The sequence below is a fragment of the Martinezella tropici genome, assembly GCF_008370325.1.
GTDB classification, from domain to species: domain Bacteria; phylum Pseudomonadota; class Alphaproteobacteria; order Rhizobiales; family Rhizobiaceae; genus Rhizobium; species Rhizobium tropici_B.
In genome coordinates this window covers 588,284-606,707 of record NZ_VNIP01000006.1, presented here as the reverse complement: position 1 = coordinate 606,707, position 18,424 = coordinate 588,284, and the positions used below count along the sequence as shown (strand labels likewise).

Below are 18,424 nucleotides of genomic sequence, written 5' to 3'. Positions count from 1 at the left end.
CGCCCCCAATCGTGGGCAAAGACGTGAACTGGTTAACCGATTACCGCATTCCCATCGGGCCGTGGGCCAAAGCCGCCGTCGATTGGCTGACGACCAACGTCACATGGTTCTTCGACGGTCTTTCCTTCGTCGTCGCACATGTGATCAAAGCTCTGCTGTTCCTGCTGCAGGTACCACACCCGCTGATCGTCGTTGTCGTCTTCGCCGCCATTGCCTATTGGATGCGCCGCAGCGTTGCGGTCACGGCCCTGACATTCATCGGCCTGCTCATTACCATCAACCAGGGTTATTGGAAGGAAACGACCGAAACGCTCGCGCTGGTGCTGGCCTCCACCTTCGTCAGCATGCTCGTCGGCGTGCCTCTCGGGATCGCGGCAGCACGGCGCCCCTGGCTTTATGCCTTCATGCGACCGATCCTTGACCTGATGCAGACCATTCCGACCTTCGTCTATCTGGTGCCGGCAATGATCCTGCTCGGCCTCGGCATGGTGCCGGGTCTGGTCGCCACCGTCGTCTTTGCCATTCCCGCTCCGATCCGCATGACACGCCTCGGCATCATTTCCACACCGCCTTCACTGGTGGAGGCGGCCGAATCCTTCGGCGCGACGCCACGGCAAGTGCTTCGCAAGGTTGAGCTACCCTTCGCCACGCCGCAGATCATGGCCGGCCTGACGCAGACCATCATGCTGTCACTCTCCATGGTCTCGATCGCCGCGCTCGTCGGCGCGCCGGGCCTTGGTGTGCCGGTTCTGCGCGCGCTGAACAGCGTCAACGTTGCCAAGAGCTTCGATTCCGGCGCCTGCATCGTCATTCTGGCGATTATTCTCGACCGCATGTTCCGTGCCCCCGGCGAAGGAGATCGCTCATGACCGTCGCTGTCGGCTTCAAGAATGTCAGCATCATCTTCGGCGATCGCCCCGATGCCGCGTTGAAACTCGTTGACGCGGGCAAATCCCGCGATGAGATCGGCAAGACAACCGGCATGGTGCTCGGCGTCGCCAACGCCTCGCTGGAGATCGAGGAAGGCGAAATCCTCGTGCTCATGGGTCTCTCGGGCTCGGGGAAATCGACGCTGCTGCGCGCCGTCAACGGCCTTGCGCCGGTCGTGCGCGGCGATGTCGTCGTCAATACCAAGAACGGCCCGATCAACCCTTACACCTGCAGCCCCAAGGCCCTGCGCGATCTGCGCATGCATACCGTCTCCATGGTGTTCCAGCAGTTCGCGCTTCTGCCCTGGCGCACGGTCGCCGACAATGTCGGCTTCGGGCTCGAGCTTGCCCGCGTGCCGGATGCTGAGCGTAAGAAGCGCGTCGACGAGCAGCTTCAGCTCGTCAATCTCACGCAATGGGCCAATCGCAAGGTCAACGAGCTCTCGGGCGGCATGCAGCAGCGCGTCGGCCTTGCCCGCGCCTTTGCGACCGGCGCACCGATCCTGCTCATGGACGAGCCGTTCTCCGCGCTCGACCCCTTGATCCGTACCCGCCTGCAGGACGAGCTTCTGGAGTTTCAGCGCCGCCTCAAACGCACCATCCTCTTCGTCAGCCATGACCTGGACGAGGCATTCCGCATCGGTAACCGCATCGCCATCATGGAAAGCGGGCACATCATCCAGTGCGGAACGCCGCAGGAGATCGTCAAGAATCCGGCCGATCAGTATGTTGCCGATTTCGTGCAGCATATGAACCCGATCAGCATGCTGACGGCACGTGACGTCATGCAGCAGGGCGTCGGCCATTCCGCCAACGGCGGCTCCGTCACCGCCACGGCAACCGCCGCCACGCCGCTGGTCGATATCCTCGACGCTCTGACGCGGCAGCCAGGTAATATCGGCGTCGTTGACAACGGCACGATTATCGGAACGATCTCGGCGCAAGATGTGGTGGCCGGCCTCACCAGCCACCGGCGTAAGGAGTAGCCGTTCACGGCTGCTCCCCGATCCACGGAGCAGTTCATGAGCGATAAGCCATCGGTGATCAGGGAAACGGACGGGGACGCGCGCAAACAGGCGCGCGATCTCATGCATACGGCGGCGCATGCGGCGCTTGCCGTCATCGACCCTGAAAACGGCTTTCCTTCGGTGAGCCGCGTTCTAATTGCGATGGATACCGACGGCGTTCCGGTCATTCTCGTCTCCGGCCTTTCCTCGCATACCAAGGCTTTGGGGAAGGACCCGCGTGCTTCGGTGCTTTTCGGTGAACCAGGCAAGGGCGATCCCCTCGCCCATCCTCGCTTGACCGTGCGATGCGCCACACAGCGCATCGACCGGCAAGGCGAAGCGCATGAACGCATTCGGGGCCGTTTCCTCGATCGTCACCCGAAGTCCCAGCTCTATATCGACTTTCCGGATTTCTGCTTCTTTCGCCTCGTTCCGCTCGACGCCAGCCTGAACGGCGGCTTCGGAAAGGCCTACATTTTGTCCTCGAATGACCTGATGATGCCTTGAGCCGAGAGCAAAATCGGCCGACGATAAAATCATACAATAGTGCGAGAATTAGTAGGTGGACGGCTCCGCATGCCATCGACCATTATTGGTAGAATGCAACCCGGTTGTGACCAAAATTGGCATATTTGCGATCCGGAACGACTATAATCGACCTATTTTGGGCTAATTCGGGCCGTGGAGGGCACGTCAAGCGCCTTTTGCGCTATCGCCGCGACGTCATACAGACATACCTAAAATAGCATACTCGATACCTTAAATTTAGGTATATACAATCTTCGACCCGTCTTGGTATTGTTAGATATCGGTTAGGTGCCGGTTTAAAAACAGCACAATTTCTGATGTACGCTCCGCATTGGGAAGATTAACACATGAAGACAAGAAATTTGGCCGAACACTCCAATGTTGCGGCAGCATTACTATCAGCAATGGCGAACCCAAAGCGTCTTTTGATCCTTTGCAGTCTTGTTAAAGGCGAAGTTCCTGTTGGCGTTTTGGCCAATCAGGTCGGACTAAGCCAGTCAGCGCTCTCCCAGCATCTTTCGAAGCTGCGCGCTCAGAAGCTGGTGAAGACGCGCCGTGATGCTCAAACGATTTACTACTCCAGCACATCGGAATCCGTCATTCGGGTTCTTGAAACGCTGGAAGACATTTATTGTGAGCCGGAAAAAAGTAGATCGGCTGCTTAAGGGCTTTCAAGAGCTCTGCGTCTGCCGACGAACGATCCGTGGGGACACTTAAAGACCCCGAAAGATCGACTTGCTTTCATTACCAGGTGTTTTAACATTTTTAGCTGGCAAGTCCTCGGACTTGCCAGCTTTTTTCGTATCTGCACCAAGGAAGCCGCGCCGGCGCGCTTCAGCCTGTCGGACAGGCTGCGCCTTCGCGTCCATCGATCCCGCCCTTGATCCGCAGCCTCTCCCCTCTTTCGGCGCCATCTTTACCTTGACGCAAAAAGGCCGGCTGATAATTTGACCAGGCAGTAAATATAATCACGTGGCGCAGCGCCGCGATCGGGAAAATGGCCCCCGAATGGCCGTTGGAGAACAGCATGTCGGACCGTTTGAATGCCACGCCTAATGATTTGCGCGCCTTCTGGATGCCGTTTACGGCCAACCGCCAGTTCAAGAAGGAACCGCGCCTGTTCGTCAGCGCCAAGGACATGTATTACACCACCCACGACGGCCGCCAGGTTCTGGATGGAACCGCCGGCCTGTGGTGCGTAAATGCCGGACACTGCCGCCCGAAGATCACCGAAGCGATCCGCCAGCAGGCGGGCGAGCTCGACTACGCCCCCGCTTTTCAGCTCGGCCACCCCAAGGCTTTCGAGCTCGCGAACCGCCTCGTCGACATCGCGCCTGAGGGGCTGGATCACGTCCTTTATACGAATTCCGGTTCGGAGTCGGTCGAGACGGCCCTGAAGGTAGCGCTCGCCTATCACCGCGTGAAGGGCAACGGCTCGCGCTTCCGCCTTATCGGCCGCGAGCGCGGCTACCACGGCGTCAATTTCGGCGGCATCTCCGTCGGCGGCATCGTCACCAACCGCAAGATGTTCGGCACGCTGCTGACCGGCGTCGACCACATGCCCCACACGCATGTTCCCGGCAAGAATGCCTTCACGCACGGCGAGCCCGAGCATGGCGGCGATATCGCAAGCGAGCTGGAGCGCATCGTCACGCTGCATGACGCCTCCACTATCGCCGCCGTCATCGTCGAGCCGGTTGCCGGCTCCACCGGCGTCCTCATTCCGCCGAAGGGCTACCTGCAGAAGCTGCGCGAAATCTGCACCAAGCACGGCATCCTCTTGATCTTCGACGAGGTCATCACCGGTTTCGGCCGCCTCGGCACCCCCTTCGCCGCGCAATATTACGACGTGAAGCCGGACATGATCACGGCCGCCAAGGGCCTGACCAACGGCGTCATCCCGATGGGTGCGGTCTTCGTCACCTCGGAGATCCATGACGCCTTCATGCAGGGACCCGAGCATATGATCGAGTTCTTCCACGGCTACACCTATTCCGGCAATCCGATCGCCTCTGCCGCGGCGCTTGCGACGCTCGACACCTACAAGGAAGAAGGCCTGCTCACCCGCGCGGCGGAACTTTCCGACTACTGGGCCGATGCCCTGCATTCCCTCAAGGACTGCCCGAACGTCATCGACATTAGAAACACCGGCCTGATCGGCGCGATCGAGCTCGACCCCATCGCCGGCGAACCCACCAAACGCGCCTTCACCGCCTTCCTGAAAGCCTATGAGAAGGGCCTACTGATCCGCACCACCGGCGACATCATCGCGCTTTCACCGCCACTGATCATCGAGAAGCATCACATCGACGAGCTCTTCGGCAAGCTGAGAGAGATCTTGCAGAATAATATCTGAGGCATAAGCTCGAATAAATATCTGCGCCCCTCACGCCCCCTTTTGCATCAGCAAAAGAACAGGCATGAGGGGCGATCCATATGCGAGGAATGAACATGACCACCAAACTCGAACGCTATATCGACCAGGGCGTCGGCCGGGAGCCTGCGGATATCGTTCTCAAGAACGGACGCTTCTTCGATCTGGTGACGGGAGAGCTGGTTGCCTCGGATATCGCCATCTGCGGCGACCGTATCGTCGGCACCTGCGGCGATTATCAGGGTCGGGAAGAGATCGATATTGCCGGCCGCATCGTCGTGCCGGGCTTCATCGACACGCACCTCCACATCGAATCCTCGCTGGTGACCCCGCTCGAATTCGACCGCTGCGTCCTGCCCTACGGCGTGACCACAGTCATCTGCGATCCGCATGAGATCGCCAATGTGCTCGGCACCGAAGGCATTCGCTACTTCCTCGACTGTTCGCTGGAAACCATCATGGATATCCGCGTCCAGCTTTCCTCCTGCGTGCCGGCAACGCATCTGGAAACCTCCGGCGCCGATCTGCCGATCGAGAAGCTCCTGCCCTTCCGCAACCATCCGCAGGTGATCGGCCTTGCCGAATTCATGAACTTTCCCGGGGTAATCCACAAGGATCCCGTCTGCATGGCGAAGCTCGAAGCCTTCCAGGGCAGCCATATCGACGGCCATGCGCCGCTGCTGCGCGGCAACGACCTCAACGGTTACCTCTCGGCCGGCATCCGCACGGAGCATGAATCGACCACGGCAGAAGAGGCGCTGGAAAAAATCCGCAAGGGCATGCATGTGCTGGTGCGAGAAGGCTCCGTCTCCAAGGACCTGCACGCGCTGATGCCTGTTATCACGGAGCGCCTGTCACCTTACCTGGCGCTGTGCACAGACGACCGCAATCCGCTCGATATCGCCGAACAGGGTCACCTCGATTACATGATCCGCACGGCGATCGCCCATGGTGTCGAGCCGCTGGCGATCTATCGCGCCGCGTCAATCTCCGCCGCCCACGCCTTCGGCCTGCGCGATCGCGGCCTGGTGGCGCCCGGCTGGCGCGCCGATCTCGTCGTCATCGACAGCCTCGAGAACTGCAAGGCCGAGATCGTCTTTTCCGCCGGCAGAAAGGTGACGGCCGAGCTCTTCGCAACCCGCAATTCCGTCGCCGCCGTCGGCCTCGACAGCGTCAAGGCCCGCCCGATCAACGCGGCCGACTTCGGCGTGCCGGTCAGCGAGGGTGAAAGTTCCGTCATCGGCGTGACACCAGGCAAGATCATCACCGAACATCGCCGCCATCACCTGCCCGCCAAGGGCAATCAGACCGATATCGACCTCGGCAACGATATCATCAAGGTCGCTGTCATTGAACGGCATGGCAAGAACGGCAACCACGCCAACGGCTTCGTCCAGGGTTTCGGGCTGAAGAAGGGCGCGATCGCCTCCACCGTCGGCCATGACAGCCACAATATCTGCGTCGTCGGCGTCAACGAGGACGACATGGCGCTTGCCGCCAATCGCCTGAGCGAGATCAATGGCGGCTTCGTCGTCGTCGAGGATGGCGCCGTCACCGGCGAGATCGCGCTCCCCATCGCCGGGCTGATGAGCCTGGAGCCCTATGAAAACGTGCGCGATACGCTGCACCATTTGCGCCAGGCGGCCTATGCCCTGGGCGCGACGCTGGAAGAGCCCTTCCTGCAGCTTGCCTTCCTGCCCCTGCCCGTCATCCCGCATCTGAAGATATCGGACCGGGGCCTTGTCGATGTCGACAAGTTCATGCTGATCGGGTGATCAGGCGAGCTTGCCGCAATAGACGTCCAGTGCTGCAAGCGCCACCGTCGATCCCGCATCGGCGGTGGTGAAACCCGGCATGGCGATGGTCTTGCCGAGCTTGATGTCCTGCGGCAAAGCGACCTTCACCGGCTTGCGGGAAAGATTGAAGACGAACAGCAGCGTCTCGTCGCCCTTGGAACGCGTGAAGGCAAGAACATCTTCCTTGGTGTCGAGGAAGATCATGTCGCCGTCGCGCAGGGCGGCATGCTCTGCGCGGAAGGCCAGCGTCTGCCGGTAGTGATGCAGCACGGAATCTTCGTCCGCCTCCTGCTTGTCGACGGCAAGCGCTGCATGCTGATAGGGAACCGGCAGCCACGATTTGTCGGCGGTGGTAAAGCCGGCATGGGCGCGGCTGGCTTCCCAGGGCATCGGCGTGCGGCAGCCGTCGCGTCCCTTGAAGGCCGGCCAGAAGCGAATGCCGTAAGGATCGCGCAGATCCTCAAAGGCGAGCTCCGCCTCGGGCAAGCCGAGCTCTTCGCCCTGATAGAGGCAGATCGAGCCGCGAAGGGTTGATAGCAGCGCGATCGCAAGCTTCGCAACGCGCGGCTGCTCTTCCTCCGTCTCGGCAAAGCGGCTGACATGGCGTTTGACGTCATGGTTGGAGAAAGCCCAGCAGACCCAGCCATCGACGACATTATCCTGAAAATCGCCGACACAGCGGCGGAAATGCGCCGGGGTGAAATCCGGCCCCAGCAGGTCGAAGGTATAGCACATATGCAGCTTGTCGCCGCCGCTGGTATAGGCGGCCACGGTCTGCAGCGAGCGCGCACCATCCCCCACTTCGCCGACGGTCGCGCGATCCTCATATTGGTCGAGCAATGCACGGAACCGCTTCAGGAAGCCGATATTCTCCGGCTGCGTCTTGTCATAGAGATGGTTCTGCATCCCATAAGGATTGCTCTCGGGGGCATCGAGCCCGCCCGTTGCGACGAGCGCCGGCGGATTGTCCCGAAGCTTCTTGTCGCAGAAATAGTAATTGACCGTGTCCAGGCGGAAGCCGTCGACGCCGCGGTCGAGCCAGAATTTCACCGCCGCCAGCACCGCATCCTGAACCTCCGGATTATGGAAGTTCAGGTCCGGCTGCGAGGTAAGGAAATTGTGCTGGTAATATTGCCGGCGCACGCCATCCCATTCCCAGCCAGGGCCGCCGAAGATCGACAGCCAGTTGTTCGGCGCCGTGCCGTCCGGCTTCGGATCGGCCCAGACATACCAGTCCGCCTTGGGATTGTCGCGGCTCGCCCGGCTCTCCACGAACCAGGAATGCCGGTCCGACGTATGCGAGATGACCTGGTCGATGATGACCTTTAGCCCCAACTCATGCGCTGCCGCCATCATCTCGTCGAAATCGGCAAGCGTGCCGAAGATCGGATCGACGTCGCAATAATCGGCGACGTCATAGCCCATATCGGCCATCGGCGAGGTGAAGAACGGCGCCAGCCAGATCGCATCGACACCCAGTGCGGCAATATGAGGCAGGCGGCGGGCAATTCCCTTGATGTCGCCGAGCCCGTTGGCATCCGTATCCTGAAACGACCGCGGGTAGACCTGATAAATCACGGCTCCGCGCCACCAGTCGGCTCCCGCCGCTTTATTCGTCGATTTCATCAAACAGCCTCGATATCGCACCAGCCTCCTCAGTTTGCACACTCCGCCGCAAGCGGCAAGCTGCAATCAGCCGTATGGCAAACTCGGCTACCTGGGCGGGTAAATTCGCGGTATCAATTTTAGAGAATTATCAATATGAAAGTTCACACACGAAGCTCCTGCGTCTTTTAGGGGCTTGAAAGCGACGTCGCTTTCGATAACTTCGCGCATTGACCTGCACGTACAGGTCACCTGCGGATCAAAAACACCCTTGTAAAACAAGGACAAGAACTCCAGAAAGTGGGAAAACACATGGCACATATCACCAGAAAATTTATCGCTGCGGCTTTTGTCAGCACGATATTGAGCGTTTCCGCGCATGCCGCGACCCTCAATATCCACAATGGTGGCGACCCGACTTCGCTCGATCCGCAAAAAATTTCCGGCGATTGGGAGAACCGCATCGACGGCGATATCTTCGAAGGGCTTGTGACCGAAGATCCCAAGGACAACCCAATTCCCGGCCAGGCTGCAAGCTGGACCATTTCGCCCGACCAGAAGGTTTATACCTTCAAGCTTCGCGACGGCATCAAGTGGTCCGATGGCCAACCGGTGACGGCTCAGGACTTCGTCTTTGCTTTCCAGCGCCTGATGGATCCGAAGACCGCCGCGCAATACGCCTATCTGCAATATACGATCAGGAACGCGGAAAAAATCAACAAGGGCGAGATCAAGGATCCGACCCAGCTGGGCGTCAAGGCGATCGACGACAAGACGCTGGAAATCACGCTTGAAAACCCGACGCCTTACTTCCTCAACGCCCTGATGCACTACACGGCCTATCCACTGCCGAAGCATGTCGTGGAAGCCAAGGGCGACCAATGGGTCAAGATCGGCAATATCGTCACCAACGGCCCGTACAAGCCGACCGAATGGGTGCCTGGTTCGCATGTCAGCATGGTCAAGAGTGACCAGTATTACGGCGCCAAGGACATCAAGATCGACAACGTCAACTACTACACGCTGGAAGACCAGGCCGCCGCCCTGAAGCGCTACCGTGCAGGCGAATTCGATATCCTGACCTCTTTCCCCGCCGATCAGTATGAGTGGATCCAGAAGAACCTTCCCGGCCAGGCGCATGTCGTGCCGTTCCTTGGCACCTACTATTACGTCATGAATGCCACCAAGCCGCCCTTCAACGACAAGCGCGTCCGCCAGGCTCTCTCCCTGGCCGTCAACCGCGAGGTCATCGGCCCGAAGATCCTCGGCACCGGCGAACTGCCGATGTATTCCTGGGTCCCGCCGGGCACGGCCAACTATGGCGAGCCGGCCTATGTCAGCTGGAAGGACGAGCCCTACAAGCAGAAGGTCGAAGAGGCCAAGAAGCTCTTGAAGGAAGCCGGCTTCGGCCCCGATCATCCGCTGAAGGCTCAGCTTCGTTACAACACCAATGACAACCACAAGCGCATCGCCGTCGCGATCGCCGCCATGTGGAAGCCGCTTGGCGTCGATATCGAGCTCTACAACACCGAAACCAAGGTGCATTACGATGAAATGCAGCGCGGCGAGGTACAGATCGGCCGTGCCGGCTGGCTTGCCGACTACAATGACCCGATCAACTTCCTGAACCTGCTCTCCACCGGCGTCGAAATGAACTACGGCCGTTGGAGCAACAAGGACTACGATGCTCTGATCAAGCAGGGCAACGAAGAAATTGATCTGAAGAAGCGCGCCGAAATCTACAAGAAGGCCGAACAGCTGGCCCTCGACGACAGCGCCGCGATCCCGATCTACTACTACGTTTCCCAGAACATCGTCGCCCCGAAGGTCCAGGGCTTCGTCGACAATATCCAGGACATCCATCGCACGCGCTGGCTGTCGGTCAAAGAATAATTGGGAACAGGCTCCCTCCCGGACACAACCGGGAGGGAGCCGTCTAAAATCATGTTTGGCTATGCTCTCCGTCGTTTGCTGTCGACAATTCCCGTTCTGTGGATTGCCGTGACAGTGTGTTTTTTCATTCTGCGCCTCGCTCCCGGCGGCCCCTTCGATGGCGAAAGGCCATTGCCGCCGGAAGTCAAAGCCAACCTTGCGGCTCACTACAACCTCGATAAGCCTCTGGTTGAGCAATACCTGATCTATGTCGGCGACGTCATGAAGGGCGACCTTGGCCCCTCCTTCGCCAACCAGGATTTCACCGTCACCCAACAAATCATGTCCGGCTTCCCTTACACGCTGACGATCGGCGGCTCCGCCTTCGTGCTTGCGACTGTCGTCGGCATCTTCATAGGCTGTCTTGGGGCGCTCTATCAGAATCGCGCGGCCGATTACTGGCTGGGCGGCGGCCTCCTTATCGGCCTTGTCATGCCTAGCTTCCTGATCGCCCCGATCCTTCAGCTCGTCTTCGGCAACACGCTCGGCTGGCTGCCGGTCGGCGGCTGGGGCGATGGCTCGTTCAAGTTCCTGATCCTGCCCATCATCGTCCTGACGCTGCCGCATGCGGCGCGCATCTCGCGCCTGATGCGCGGCTCCATGATCGAGGTGATGGGCCAGAACTTCATCCGCACCGCCAAGGCCAAGGGTATCGGCCCGCGGCTGACCGTGATGCGGCATGCGTTGAAGCCGGCGATGATGCCCGTCGTCTCCTATCTCGGACCGGCGGCCAGCTATCTCCTCACCGGTTCGCTGGTTGTCGAAAGCATTTTCGGCCTCCCCGGCGTCGGCCGCTACTTCGTCGGCGCTGCGCTCAACCGCGATTACGGCATGGTCCTCGGCACGGTCATTTTCTATATGGTCCTGATCGTGGTCCTCAACCTGCTGGTCGACATTGCCTATGCCTGGCTCGACCCGAAAGTGAGAATGCGATGATCCTCAATTCCGCCAAGAGAGAATTGCTGGAAGCGGAATTGCTTTCGGCAGAAGGGCTCGCACCCAAGGGGCGTTCCCTCACAGGTGACGCGATGCGTCGCCTGCTCCGCAACAAGGCCGCGGCACTTTCGCTGATCGTACTCTCAGTGCTGGTTCTGGTCGCCATATTCGGTCCGTATTTCCTGCCCTTCAACTACGAGGATCCGGACTGGACCTCCTTCCGCGGTCCTCCGGACTTCGCCGCCGGCCACTATTTCGGCACCGATGGCAATGGCCGCGACCTGCTGGCGCGTACGCTTTACGGCACCCGCGTTTCGCTGACCGTCGCGCTTGTCGCGACCCTCGTCTCGGTTGTCATCGGCGTGCTCTATGGCGCCGTCGCTGGCTATTTCGGCGGCCGTGTCGATGCGGTCATGATGCGCTTCGTCGATATCATGTACGCCCTGCCCTACGTCCTCTTCGTCATCCTGCTGATGGTGATCTTCGGCCGTAACGTCTATCTGCTGTTTGCGGCGATCGGCGCGCTCGAATGGCTGACGATGGCCCGTATCGTGCGCGGTCAGACCTTGTCGATCAAGCAACGGGAATTCATCGAGGCGGCGCGGGCCTCCGGCCAGCGGTCGTTCAAGATCATCCTCAAGCACATCGTGCCGAATCTCGTCGGTCCGGTGGTCATCTATGCGACGCTCACCATCCCGGAAATCATCGCGACGGAAAGCTTCCTCTCCTATCTCGGCTTCGGCGTTCAGGAGCCGCTGACATCTCTCGGCACGCTGATTGCCGAAGGTTCGGCCGGCATGGAGACGACGCCTTGGCTGCTGTTTTTCCCGGCCGGTTTCCTGGTCGCGCTGCTGATGAGCCTGCTCTTCATCGGCGATGGCCTGCGCGACGCTTTCGATCCGAAGGATCGCTGACATGACAGAAACACTTCTCGAACTGAAAGACTACTCCATCACCTTCCGCACGCCGGAAGGCGAGGTGGCGGCCGTCTCGAAAATGAACCTCAAGATCGGCCGTGGCGAGCGCGTTGCCATCGTCGGTGAATCCGGCTCCGGCAAGAGCCAGACCTTCCTTGGCCTGATGGGCCTGCTCGCCAAGAACGGCCGCACCAGCGGCCAGGCGCTGCTCGACGGCAAGGACCTGCTGACGCTGAAACCGCGCGAACTCGACCATGTGCGCGGCAAGGACATGGCCATGGTCTTCCAGGACCCGATGACAGCGCTCAATCCGTCGCTGCGCATATCGCGGCAGCTGACGGAGCAGCTCGAGGTCCATGGAGGGCTTTCGGCGCGCGCGGCTTCGGCCGCGGCGCTCGATATGTTGAAACGCGTCGGCATTCCTGACCCGACGCGCCGCTTCAACTTGTATCCGCATGAGCTTTCGGGCGGCATGCGCCAGCGCATCGTCATCGCCATGGCGCTGCTCACCAAGCCGAAGCTTCTCATCGCCGACGAGCCGACGACGGCCCTCGACGTGACGATCCAGGCGCAGATCCTTGATCTCTTCAACGAGTTGACGGCGGAAATGCACACGGCGCTCGTCATGATCACCCATGACCTCGGCGTCGTTGCCGGCCTCGCCGATCGCGTCGCCGTCATGTATGCCGGCCGCATCGTCGAGGAGGCGCCGGTCGAGGAGCTGTTCGAGAGCCCGGCCCATCCCTATACGGCAGCGCTCCACGCCGCGATCCCACGGCCCGACCAGGATGTCGACGATCTAACCGTCATCCCCGGGCGCCCGCCGAACCTGATGCACCTGCCGCGCGGCTGCTCCTTCTCGCCGCGCTGCGCGCATGTCCAGGACGACTGCCTGGACGCCGCGCCGCCGCTCGATCCGCTCGCGCCGCGTCGCTGCGCCGCCTGCTTCCATCCCCTTTCGGCTGACCAGGAACGGAGCCGCGTCCATGGCTGAACAAACCCTTCTGAAGGTCGAACATCTGACCACCGAATTCGAACTGCCGTCGAAATCCTTCTTCAAGCCGCCATTGGTGCTGACGGCGGTCAACGACGTCAGCTTCGAGCTGAAGACCGGCCGCACGCTCGGCATTGTCGGCGAGTCCGGCTGCGGCAAGTCAACGCTCGGCCGCTCCATCCTGCGGCTGATCAGGGCGCAGAAAGGCCGCATTCTCTGGCAGGGCGGCAATCTGCTCGATCTCACCGAGGAGGAGATGCGTGCCGCGCGCCGCGACATGCAGATCATCTTCCAGGACCCGATTGCCTCGCTCGATCCACGCATGACCGTCGGCGACATCATTGCCGAGCCGCTGACCGTCTTCGAACCGAAACTGACTCGCGCGCAGCGGCAGGAGCGTGTTCGCGAGATCATGGCCGCCGTCGGTCTCGTTCCCGAGATGATCAACCGCTATCCGCATGAGTTCTCAGGCGGACAGGCGCAGCGCATCGGTATCGCCCGTGCCGTCATCACCCGGCCGAAGCTCATCATCTGCGACGAACCGGTCTCGGCGCTCGATGTCTCGATCCAGGGACAGGTCATCACGCTGCTACGCCGCCTGCGCAAGGAGTTTGGCCTCACCTTGATCTTCATCAGCCACGATCTTTCCGTCGTGCGGCTGATCTCGGACGATGTGCTGGTGCTCTATCTCGGCAAGGTAGTGGAAGCAGGCGAAGCCGCGACGGTCTTCGACCATCCGGCTCATCCCTATACGCAGGCATTGTTCTCCGCCGCCCCCATCCCCGACCCGAAGCTGGCGCGCGGCCGCGAGCGCATCCGCCTGCAGGGAGACCCGCCCTCGCCGCTCAATCCACCGCCAGGCTGCGTCTTCTCGCCCCGCTGCTGGAAGGCGACGGATGTCTGCCGCACGAAGATGCCGCCGACCGAGCATGTGCGCCCTGGCCAGACGGCTGCCTGCTATCACATGGATCGGCCGTAAAGCAGATCCAGCAAAAGTGGACGGCGGCTGCCGCCGTCCGCCTTGCTCCGACCGCTGCTTGCGCGTATGCAGCACCAGGACAAATGCAGGAGGAAGTCTTGGGCGGACGTTTTCTATCGATCGGCGAATGCATGGTGGAACTGTCACAGGCCGATGACGGACACCTGCGCAAGGGCTTTGCCGGTGATACCTTCAACACTGCCTGGTATGCCCGCGCCTGTCTGCCGAAAGACTGGTCGATCGACTATTTTACCGCGCTCGGCGACGACGCCATGTCAGACGAAATGATCGCCTTCATGGCCGGCGCCGGCATCGGCACGGCAAGTATCCGCCGCCTTCGCGGCAAGACACCGGGCCTCTACATGATCAATCTGAAGGACGGCGAACGCTCTTTCAGCTATTGGCGCGACAGCTCCGCCGCCCGCCAGCTTGCCGCCGACGGCGACGCCTTGCGCATCGCAATCGAGGCATCCGACGTCCTCTATTTTTCCGGCATCACGCTGGCGATCCTGTCGCGCGAAGATGCCTTCACTTTGCTGGCGGAACTGCGTCGCGCCAAGGCGGCCGGCAAGCTCGTCGCCTTCGACCCGAACCTGCGTCCGCGCCTGTGGTCGAGCTTGGACGCCATGCACACCATGATCGCGGAAGGCGCACGCGCCGCAACACTGGTCATGCCGAGCTTTGACGACGAGGCCGTGCATTTCGGCGACGATTCCATTGCCACGACCATTCGCCGCTACCGGCAGCATGGCGCCAATATGGTCGTCGTCAAGAATGGTGCGGAAGGTGCGACCATCGGCGATGACACCGACGAGACGCTCGTTCCCGCGGTCAAGGTCGCCAAGGTCGTCGACACCACCAGTGCCGGCGATAGTTTCAACGGCGCATTTCTGGCGCATTATCTGCAGCGTCAGGACGCGGTTGCCGCAGCCGGCTTCGCCGCCGAAATCGCGGCGAAGGTCATTCGGGAATACGGCGCGCTCGTTTCTCCCCAGAAGCTGAAAGTCGCCAAATAGACACTGTAATATTTCCATCATGGACACCCTCCACAATAAGGTGGGCGCGGGAATCATGTTTGAAACACCGCAATCGCTGGCACCGTCATCATGAGGATGTGGTGCGGATGGACTGTTTTGGGCATGTTGCAACGCTTGTCGGACATCGATCAAACCACCTGGAACCAGGCGGCGACACCTGTCGCAGTACCTGAACGGCTGCTCATCGTCAGCGATGCCTGGCATCCGCAGGTCAACGGCGTCGTCCGTTCGATCGAGAACACCAATCGCGAACTGACCCGCATGGGGATCGAAGTCTCCATGATTACGCCGGACGGTTTTCGCAATATCCCCTGCCCCACTTACCCCGAAATCCGGCTCTCGATCGCCAGCTATCGCAAGGTCGCCTCGAGAATAGAGGCGATGCGGCCGACCTACGTGCACATTGCCACGGAAGGCCCGCTCGGGCTCACGGCGCGGCGCTGGTGCCTACGAAACGGCATGCCCTTTTCCACGAGCTATCATACCCGCTTTCCCGAATATGTGTCCGCCCGCCTGCCGATACCGCAAAACTGGCTCTATGCCTTCGTCAAATGGTTTCACAATGCCGGCTACGGCTGCATGGTGGCGACACCAAGTCTTGCAAACGAGCTCAGGCAGCGTGGCATCCACAATCTGCTGCCGTGGAGCCGTGGCATCGACTCCTCGCTGTTTCGGCCGCAGCCCCAGGAAGACAATCCCTTCGGCCTGCCCCGCCCGATCTTCATGACCGTCGGTCGCGTGGCGCTGGAGAAGAACCTCCCCGCCTTCCTCGATCTCGACCTGCCGGGATCCAAAGTAGTCGTTGGCGATGGGCCTGCACGCTCGGAACTGCAGAAGCTCTATCCCGATGTGCATTTTCTGGGAGCGAAGTTCGGCGAGGAGCTGGCGCATGCCTATTCCCAGGCTGACGTCTTCGTCTTCCCGTCCAAGACCGACACGTTCGGCAATGCCATTCTGGAAGCGCTGGCGAGCGGCGTCCCGGTCGCCGCCTATCCCGTCACCGGGCCTGCGGATATTCTCGCCGGCGACAGGGCAGCCGGCGTCGTGGATGCCGATCTGGCGACGGCCTGCCTTGCCGCCCTCTCCTGCTCGCGCGAGGCGGCCCGTTCCCTGGCGCTCAGTTATTCCTGGGAAGCCGCGACCATGCAGTTCATCGGCAACGTCCGGATCGCCAACCATCGAGGCCGGGCTCACAAGCACTAAGGCCTTGTTGCGCTTGAATCCGATATTGAATTCGTCGTCACCCTGCGCCAGATAACTGAGAGCGCCCAAACGTGATCGCAGCCTGACCGTCTGGCCGGTGGGTCTTATTGCACCTGCCACAGGGGTGGATGTCGCCGCCGGGCTGGAAACGCGCCGCCATCCGAAGCCGGCTTTTCAAACCCCGAAGAAATCCATAGCCCCGGCGCCTTTTTGGCTGTACAATTATTTATCGCACGATCTACATAAGACTTCTCAGGGAGGACTTGAGATGACCGACGACCTGTTAAAGCTGGATAACTTCATTTGCTTCGCGCTCTATTCGGCGAACCACGCTATGAATCGGCTATACAAGCCCATGCTTGATGCGCTCAACCTCACCTATCCGCAGTATCTCGTCATGGTGACGTTATGGGAAGAAGATGGCCAGACCGTCGGTGGCATCGGTGAAAAGCTGTTCCTGGAATCGAGCACGCTAACGCCGCTTTTGAAGCGCCTGGAAGCCGCCGGCTTCATTCATCGCATCCGCAGCAAGGAAGATGAGCGCCAAGTGCTGATCCACCTCACCGGCGAAGGCAAAGCGCTGAAAAAGAAGGCGGCGACCGTTCCCCCGTGCATTCTGGATGCTACAGAGCAAACGCCCGACGAACTGACACGTCTGAAGGCGGAAATCACGATGCTGCGCGAGGCGCTCAGCAGGAACGCAGCCTGAATTGAAACGCGCCATCTCCGATCGCGCGCTTGAAGCGAACTACCGCTTCTTCTTGTTTTCGTAAGGATTTTCCGACGTACGGAAATGGATGCGGATCGGCACGCCGGGCATGGCGAAATCTGCACGCAGGCCGTTGATCAGATAGCGGACATAGGATTCCGGCAGAGCATCCGAGCGCGTGCAGGAGATCATGAAGGCTGGAGGTCGCGCCTTCACCTGCGTCATGTACTTCAGCTTGATGCGGCGGCCGGAAACGGCCGGTGGCGGATGCTGAACCTGCTGCGTCTCGAGCCAGCGGTTGAGCCGGGCGGTCGAGACGCGCTTGTTCCAGACCTTGTCGGTATCGACGATCGCCTGCATCAGGCGGTCCAATCCCTCGCCCGTCTGGCCGGCAATCGGTATGGCGCGAATGCCGCGCGCCTGCGGCAACAGCCGGTCGGTCTTTTCGCGCAGATCGGCGAGCACGGCCTGGCGATCCTCGATCATGTCCCACTTGTTGAAGGCGAGCACGGCGGCGCGGCCTTCGCGGACGACGAGATCGACGATCTGGAGGTCCTGCTTCTCGAAGGGAATGGTCGCATCGAAAACGATGACGACGGTTTCGGCAAAACGAATGGCGCGCAGTGCATCGGCAACCGAGAGCTTCTCCAGCTTCTCAATCACCTTCGCCTTGCGGCGCATGCCAGCCGTGTCGAACATTTTTATGGTGCGACCGCGCCAGCTCCAGTCGACGGAGATGGAATCGCGGGTAATCCCAGCCTCGGGACCGGTCAACAGCCTGTCTTCGCCAAGGAAGCGATTGATGAGCGTCGACTTGCCGGCATTCGGACGGCCGACGATCGCAACGCGCAGCGGGCGCGTCTCGTCATAGACAGGCTCTTCGTCAATCTCCTCGCCATCTTCGCCGACGGCAGGACGCGGAATGCTGACATTCGTCTCCGCTTCGTCTTCCTCTTCAGGGAAGGCGCGCTCAGGCCCGATCGCCTCGACGATCGCGTCGCGCAGATCCATCATGCCCTGCCCATGCTCGGCCGAGATCGGGCAAGGCTCGCCAAGGCCGAGCGTATAGGCGTCATAGAAGCCGCTATCGGAGCCCCGCGCCTCGGATTTGTTGGCGACAAGCACGACAGGCCGGCCGCGCTTGCGCAGCATTTCGGCGAGCGTCTTGTCGACATGGGTCAGGCCCATCTTGGCGTCGACGACGAATAGCGTCAGATCCGCCTCGTCGATCGCAGCTTCCGTCTGCGCGCGCATGCGACCCTGAAGTGATTCATCCTGTGCCTCTTCAAGACCGGCGGTATCCACGATGCGGAAGCGCAGATCGATCAGTCTGGCGTCACCGGGGCGGCGGTCACGCGTGACGCCAGGCGTATCGTCGACGAGCGCCAGCTTCTTGCCAACCAGACGGTTGAACAGCGTGGACTTGCCGACATTCGGGCGACCGACGATCGCGACCGTGAAGCTCATTTAGCGATCCT

General features: G+C 60.7%; 17 protein-coding genes. 14 read left to right on the top strand and 3 right to left on the bottom strand.

Features of this window, described 5'->3' with window-relative positions; translation table 11 throughout:
- Window positions 1–23 precede the first annotated feature (23 nt).
- From choW to FP026_RS11325, 4 genes are all read left to right on the top strand, one after another.
- Window positions 24–869, top strand: a complete 846-nt coding sequence (choW, locus tag FP026_RS11340) for a choline ABC transporter permease subunit (protein WP_246665308.1) — start codon at window positions 24–26, stop codon at window positions 867–869.
- Window positions 866–1,915 carry a choline ABC transporter ATP-binding protein gene (gene choV, locus FP026_RS11335; RefSeq protein WP_149634713.1) on the top strand — a complete coding sequence of 350 codons (1,050 nt, stop codon included), beginning with the start codon at window positions 866–868 and terminating at the stop codon, window positions 1,913–1,915. The genes choW and choV overlap by 4 nt, the downstream gene beginning before the upstream one ends.
- A gap of 36 nt (window positions 1,916–1,951) precedes the next feature.
- Window positions 1,952–2,443, top strand: coding sequence for a HugZ family protein (locus tag FP026_RS11330; RefSeq protein ID WP_149634712.1), 492 nt, complete (start codon window positions 1,952–1,954; stop codon window positions 2,441–2,443).
- Window positions 2,444–2,811: 368 nt separating this feature from the next.
- Window positions 2,812–3,129, top strand: a complete 318-nt coding sequence (locus FP026_RS11325) for an ArsR/SmtB family transcription factor (RefSeq protein WP_004116664.1) — start codon at window positions 2,812–2,814, stop codon at window positions 3,127–3,129.
- A 169-nt stretch (window positions 3,130–3,298) separates the two neighbouring features.
- Here the strand turns inward: FP026_RS11325 and FP026_RS11320 are convergent, their stop codons facing one another.
- Entirely contained in the window at window positions 3,299–3,493 is a 195-nt protein-coding gene (locus tag FP026_RS11320) for a hypothetical protein (RefSeq protein WP_149634711.1), read from the bottom strand.
- Here FP026_RS11320 and FP026_RS11315 point away from each other — a divergent pair.
- Together FP026_RS11315 and ade are read left to right on the top strand one after the other, a co-directional pair.
- Entirely contained in the window at window positions 3,492–4,820 is a 1,329-nt protein-coding gene (locus FP026_RS11315; protein WP_149634710.1) for an aspartate aminotransferase family protein, read from the top strand. The genes FP026_RS11320 and FP026_RS11315 overlap by 2 nt on opposite strands.
- 95 nt (window positions 4,821–4,915) lie before the next feature.
- Complete coding sequence (ade, locus tag FP026_RS11310) at window positions 4,916–6,613, top strand: adenine deaminase (RefSeq protein WP_188112549.1); 1,698 nt, start codon at window positions 4,916–4,918, stop codon at window positions 6,611–6,613.
- Here the strand turns inward: ade and FP026_RS11305 are convergent, their stop codons facing one another.
- Window positions 6,614–8,260, bottom strand: a complete 1,647-nt coding sequence (locus tag FP026_RS11305) for an alpha-glucosidase family protein (RefSeq protein ID WP_149634708.1) — start codon at window positions 8,258–8,260, stop codon at window positions 6,614–6,616.
- Between the two features lie 291 nt (window positions 8,261–8,551).
- Here FP026_RS11305 and FP026_RS11300 point away from each other — a divergent pair, with 291 nt between their 5' ends.
- The 8 genes from FP026_RS11300 (at window position 8,552) to FP026_RS11265 (ending at window position 16,946) form a co-directional block, all read left to right on the top strand.
- On the top strand, window positions 8,552–10,132 hold the full coding sequence (locus FP026_RS11300) for a peptide ABC transporter substrate-binding protein (protein WP_149634707.1): 1,581 nt from the start codon (window positions 8,552–8,554) through the stop codon (window positions 10,130–10,132).
- A 51-nt stretch (window positions 10,133–10,183) separates the two neighbouring features.
- Entirely contained in the window at window positions 10,184–11,107 is a 924-nt protein-coding gene (locus tag FP026_RS11295; RefSeq protein ID WP_149634706.1) for an ABC transporter permease subunit, read from the top strand.
- The gene (locus FP026_RS11290; RefSeq protein WP_149634705.1) at window positions 11,104–12,021 is read left to right on the top strand and encodes an ABC transporter permease; all 918 of its coding nucleotides are present in this window, start codon (window positions 11,104–11,106) and stop codon (window positions 12,019–12,021) included. The genes FP026_RS11295 and FP026_RS11290 overlap by 4 nt, the downstream gene beginning before the upstream one ends.
- A gap of 1 nt (window position 12,022) precedes the next feature.
- Complete coding sequence (locus FP026_RS11285; RefSeq protein WP_149634704.1) at window positions 12,023–13,018, top strand: ABC transporter ATP-binding protein; 996 nt, start codon at window positions 12,023–12,025, stop codon at window positions 13,016–13,018.
- The gene (locus FP026_RS11280; protein WP_149634703.1) at window positions 13,011–13,997 is read left to right on the top strand and encodes an ABC transporter ATP-binding protein; all 987 of its coding nucleotides are present in this window, start codon (window positions 13,011–13,013) and stop codon (window positions 13,995–13,997) included. The genes FP026_RS11285 and FP026_RS11280 overlap by 8 nt, the downstream gene beginning before the upstream one ends.
- A gap of 98 nt (window positions 13,998–14,095) precedes the next feature.
- Window positions 14,096–15,013 carry a sugar kinase gene (locus FP026_RS11275; protein ID WP_149634702.1) on the top strand — a complete coding sequence of 306 codons (918 nt, stop codon included), beginning with the start codon at window positions 14,096–14,098 and terminating at the stop codon, window positions 15,011–15,013.
- A 123-nt stretch (window positions 15,014–15,136) separates the two neighbouring features.
- Entirely contained in the window at window positions 15,137–16,237 is a 1,101-nt protein-coding gene (locus FP026_RS11270; protein WP_149634701.1) for a glycosyltransferase family 4 protein, read from the top strand.
- A 268-nt stretch (window positions 16,238–16,505) separates the two neighbouring features.
- Window positions 16,506–16,946 (top strand): MarR family winged helix-turn-helix transcriptional regulator, encoded by a 441-nt coding sequence (locus FP026_RS11265; RefSeq protein ID WP_149634700.1) that lies wholly within the window; start codon window positions 16,506–16,508, stop codon window positions 16,944–16,946.
- Between the two features lie 39 nt (window positions 16,947–16,985).
- On the opposite strand, the gene der is transcribed toward FP026_RS11265, so the two are convergent.
- Complete coding sequence (der, locus tag FP026_RS11260; protein WP_149634699.1) at window positions 16,986–18,413, bottom strand: ribosome biogenesis GTPase Der; 1,428 nt, start codon at window positions 18,411–18,413, stop codon at window positions 16,986–16,988.
- Window positions 18,414–18,424: the final 11 nt, after the last annotated feature.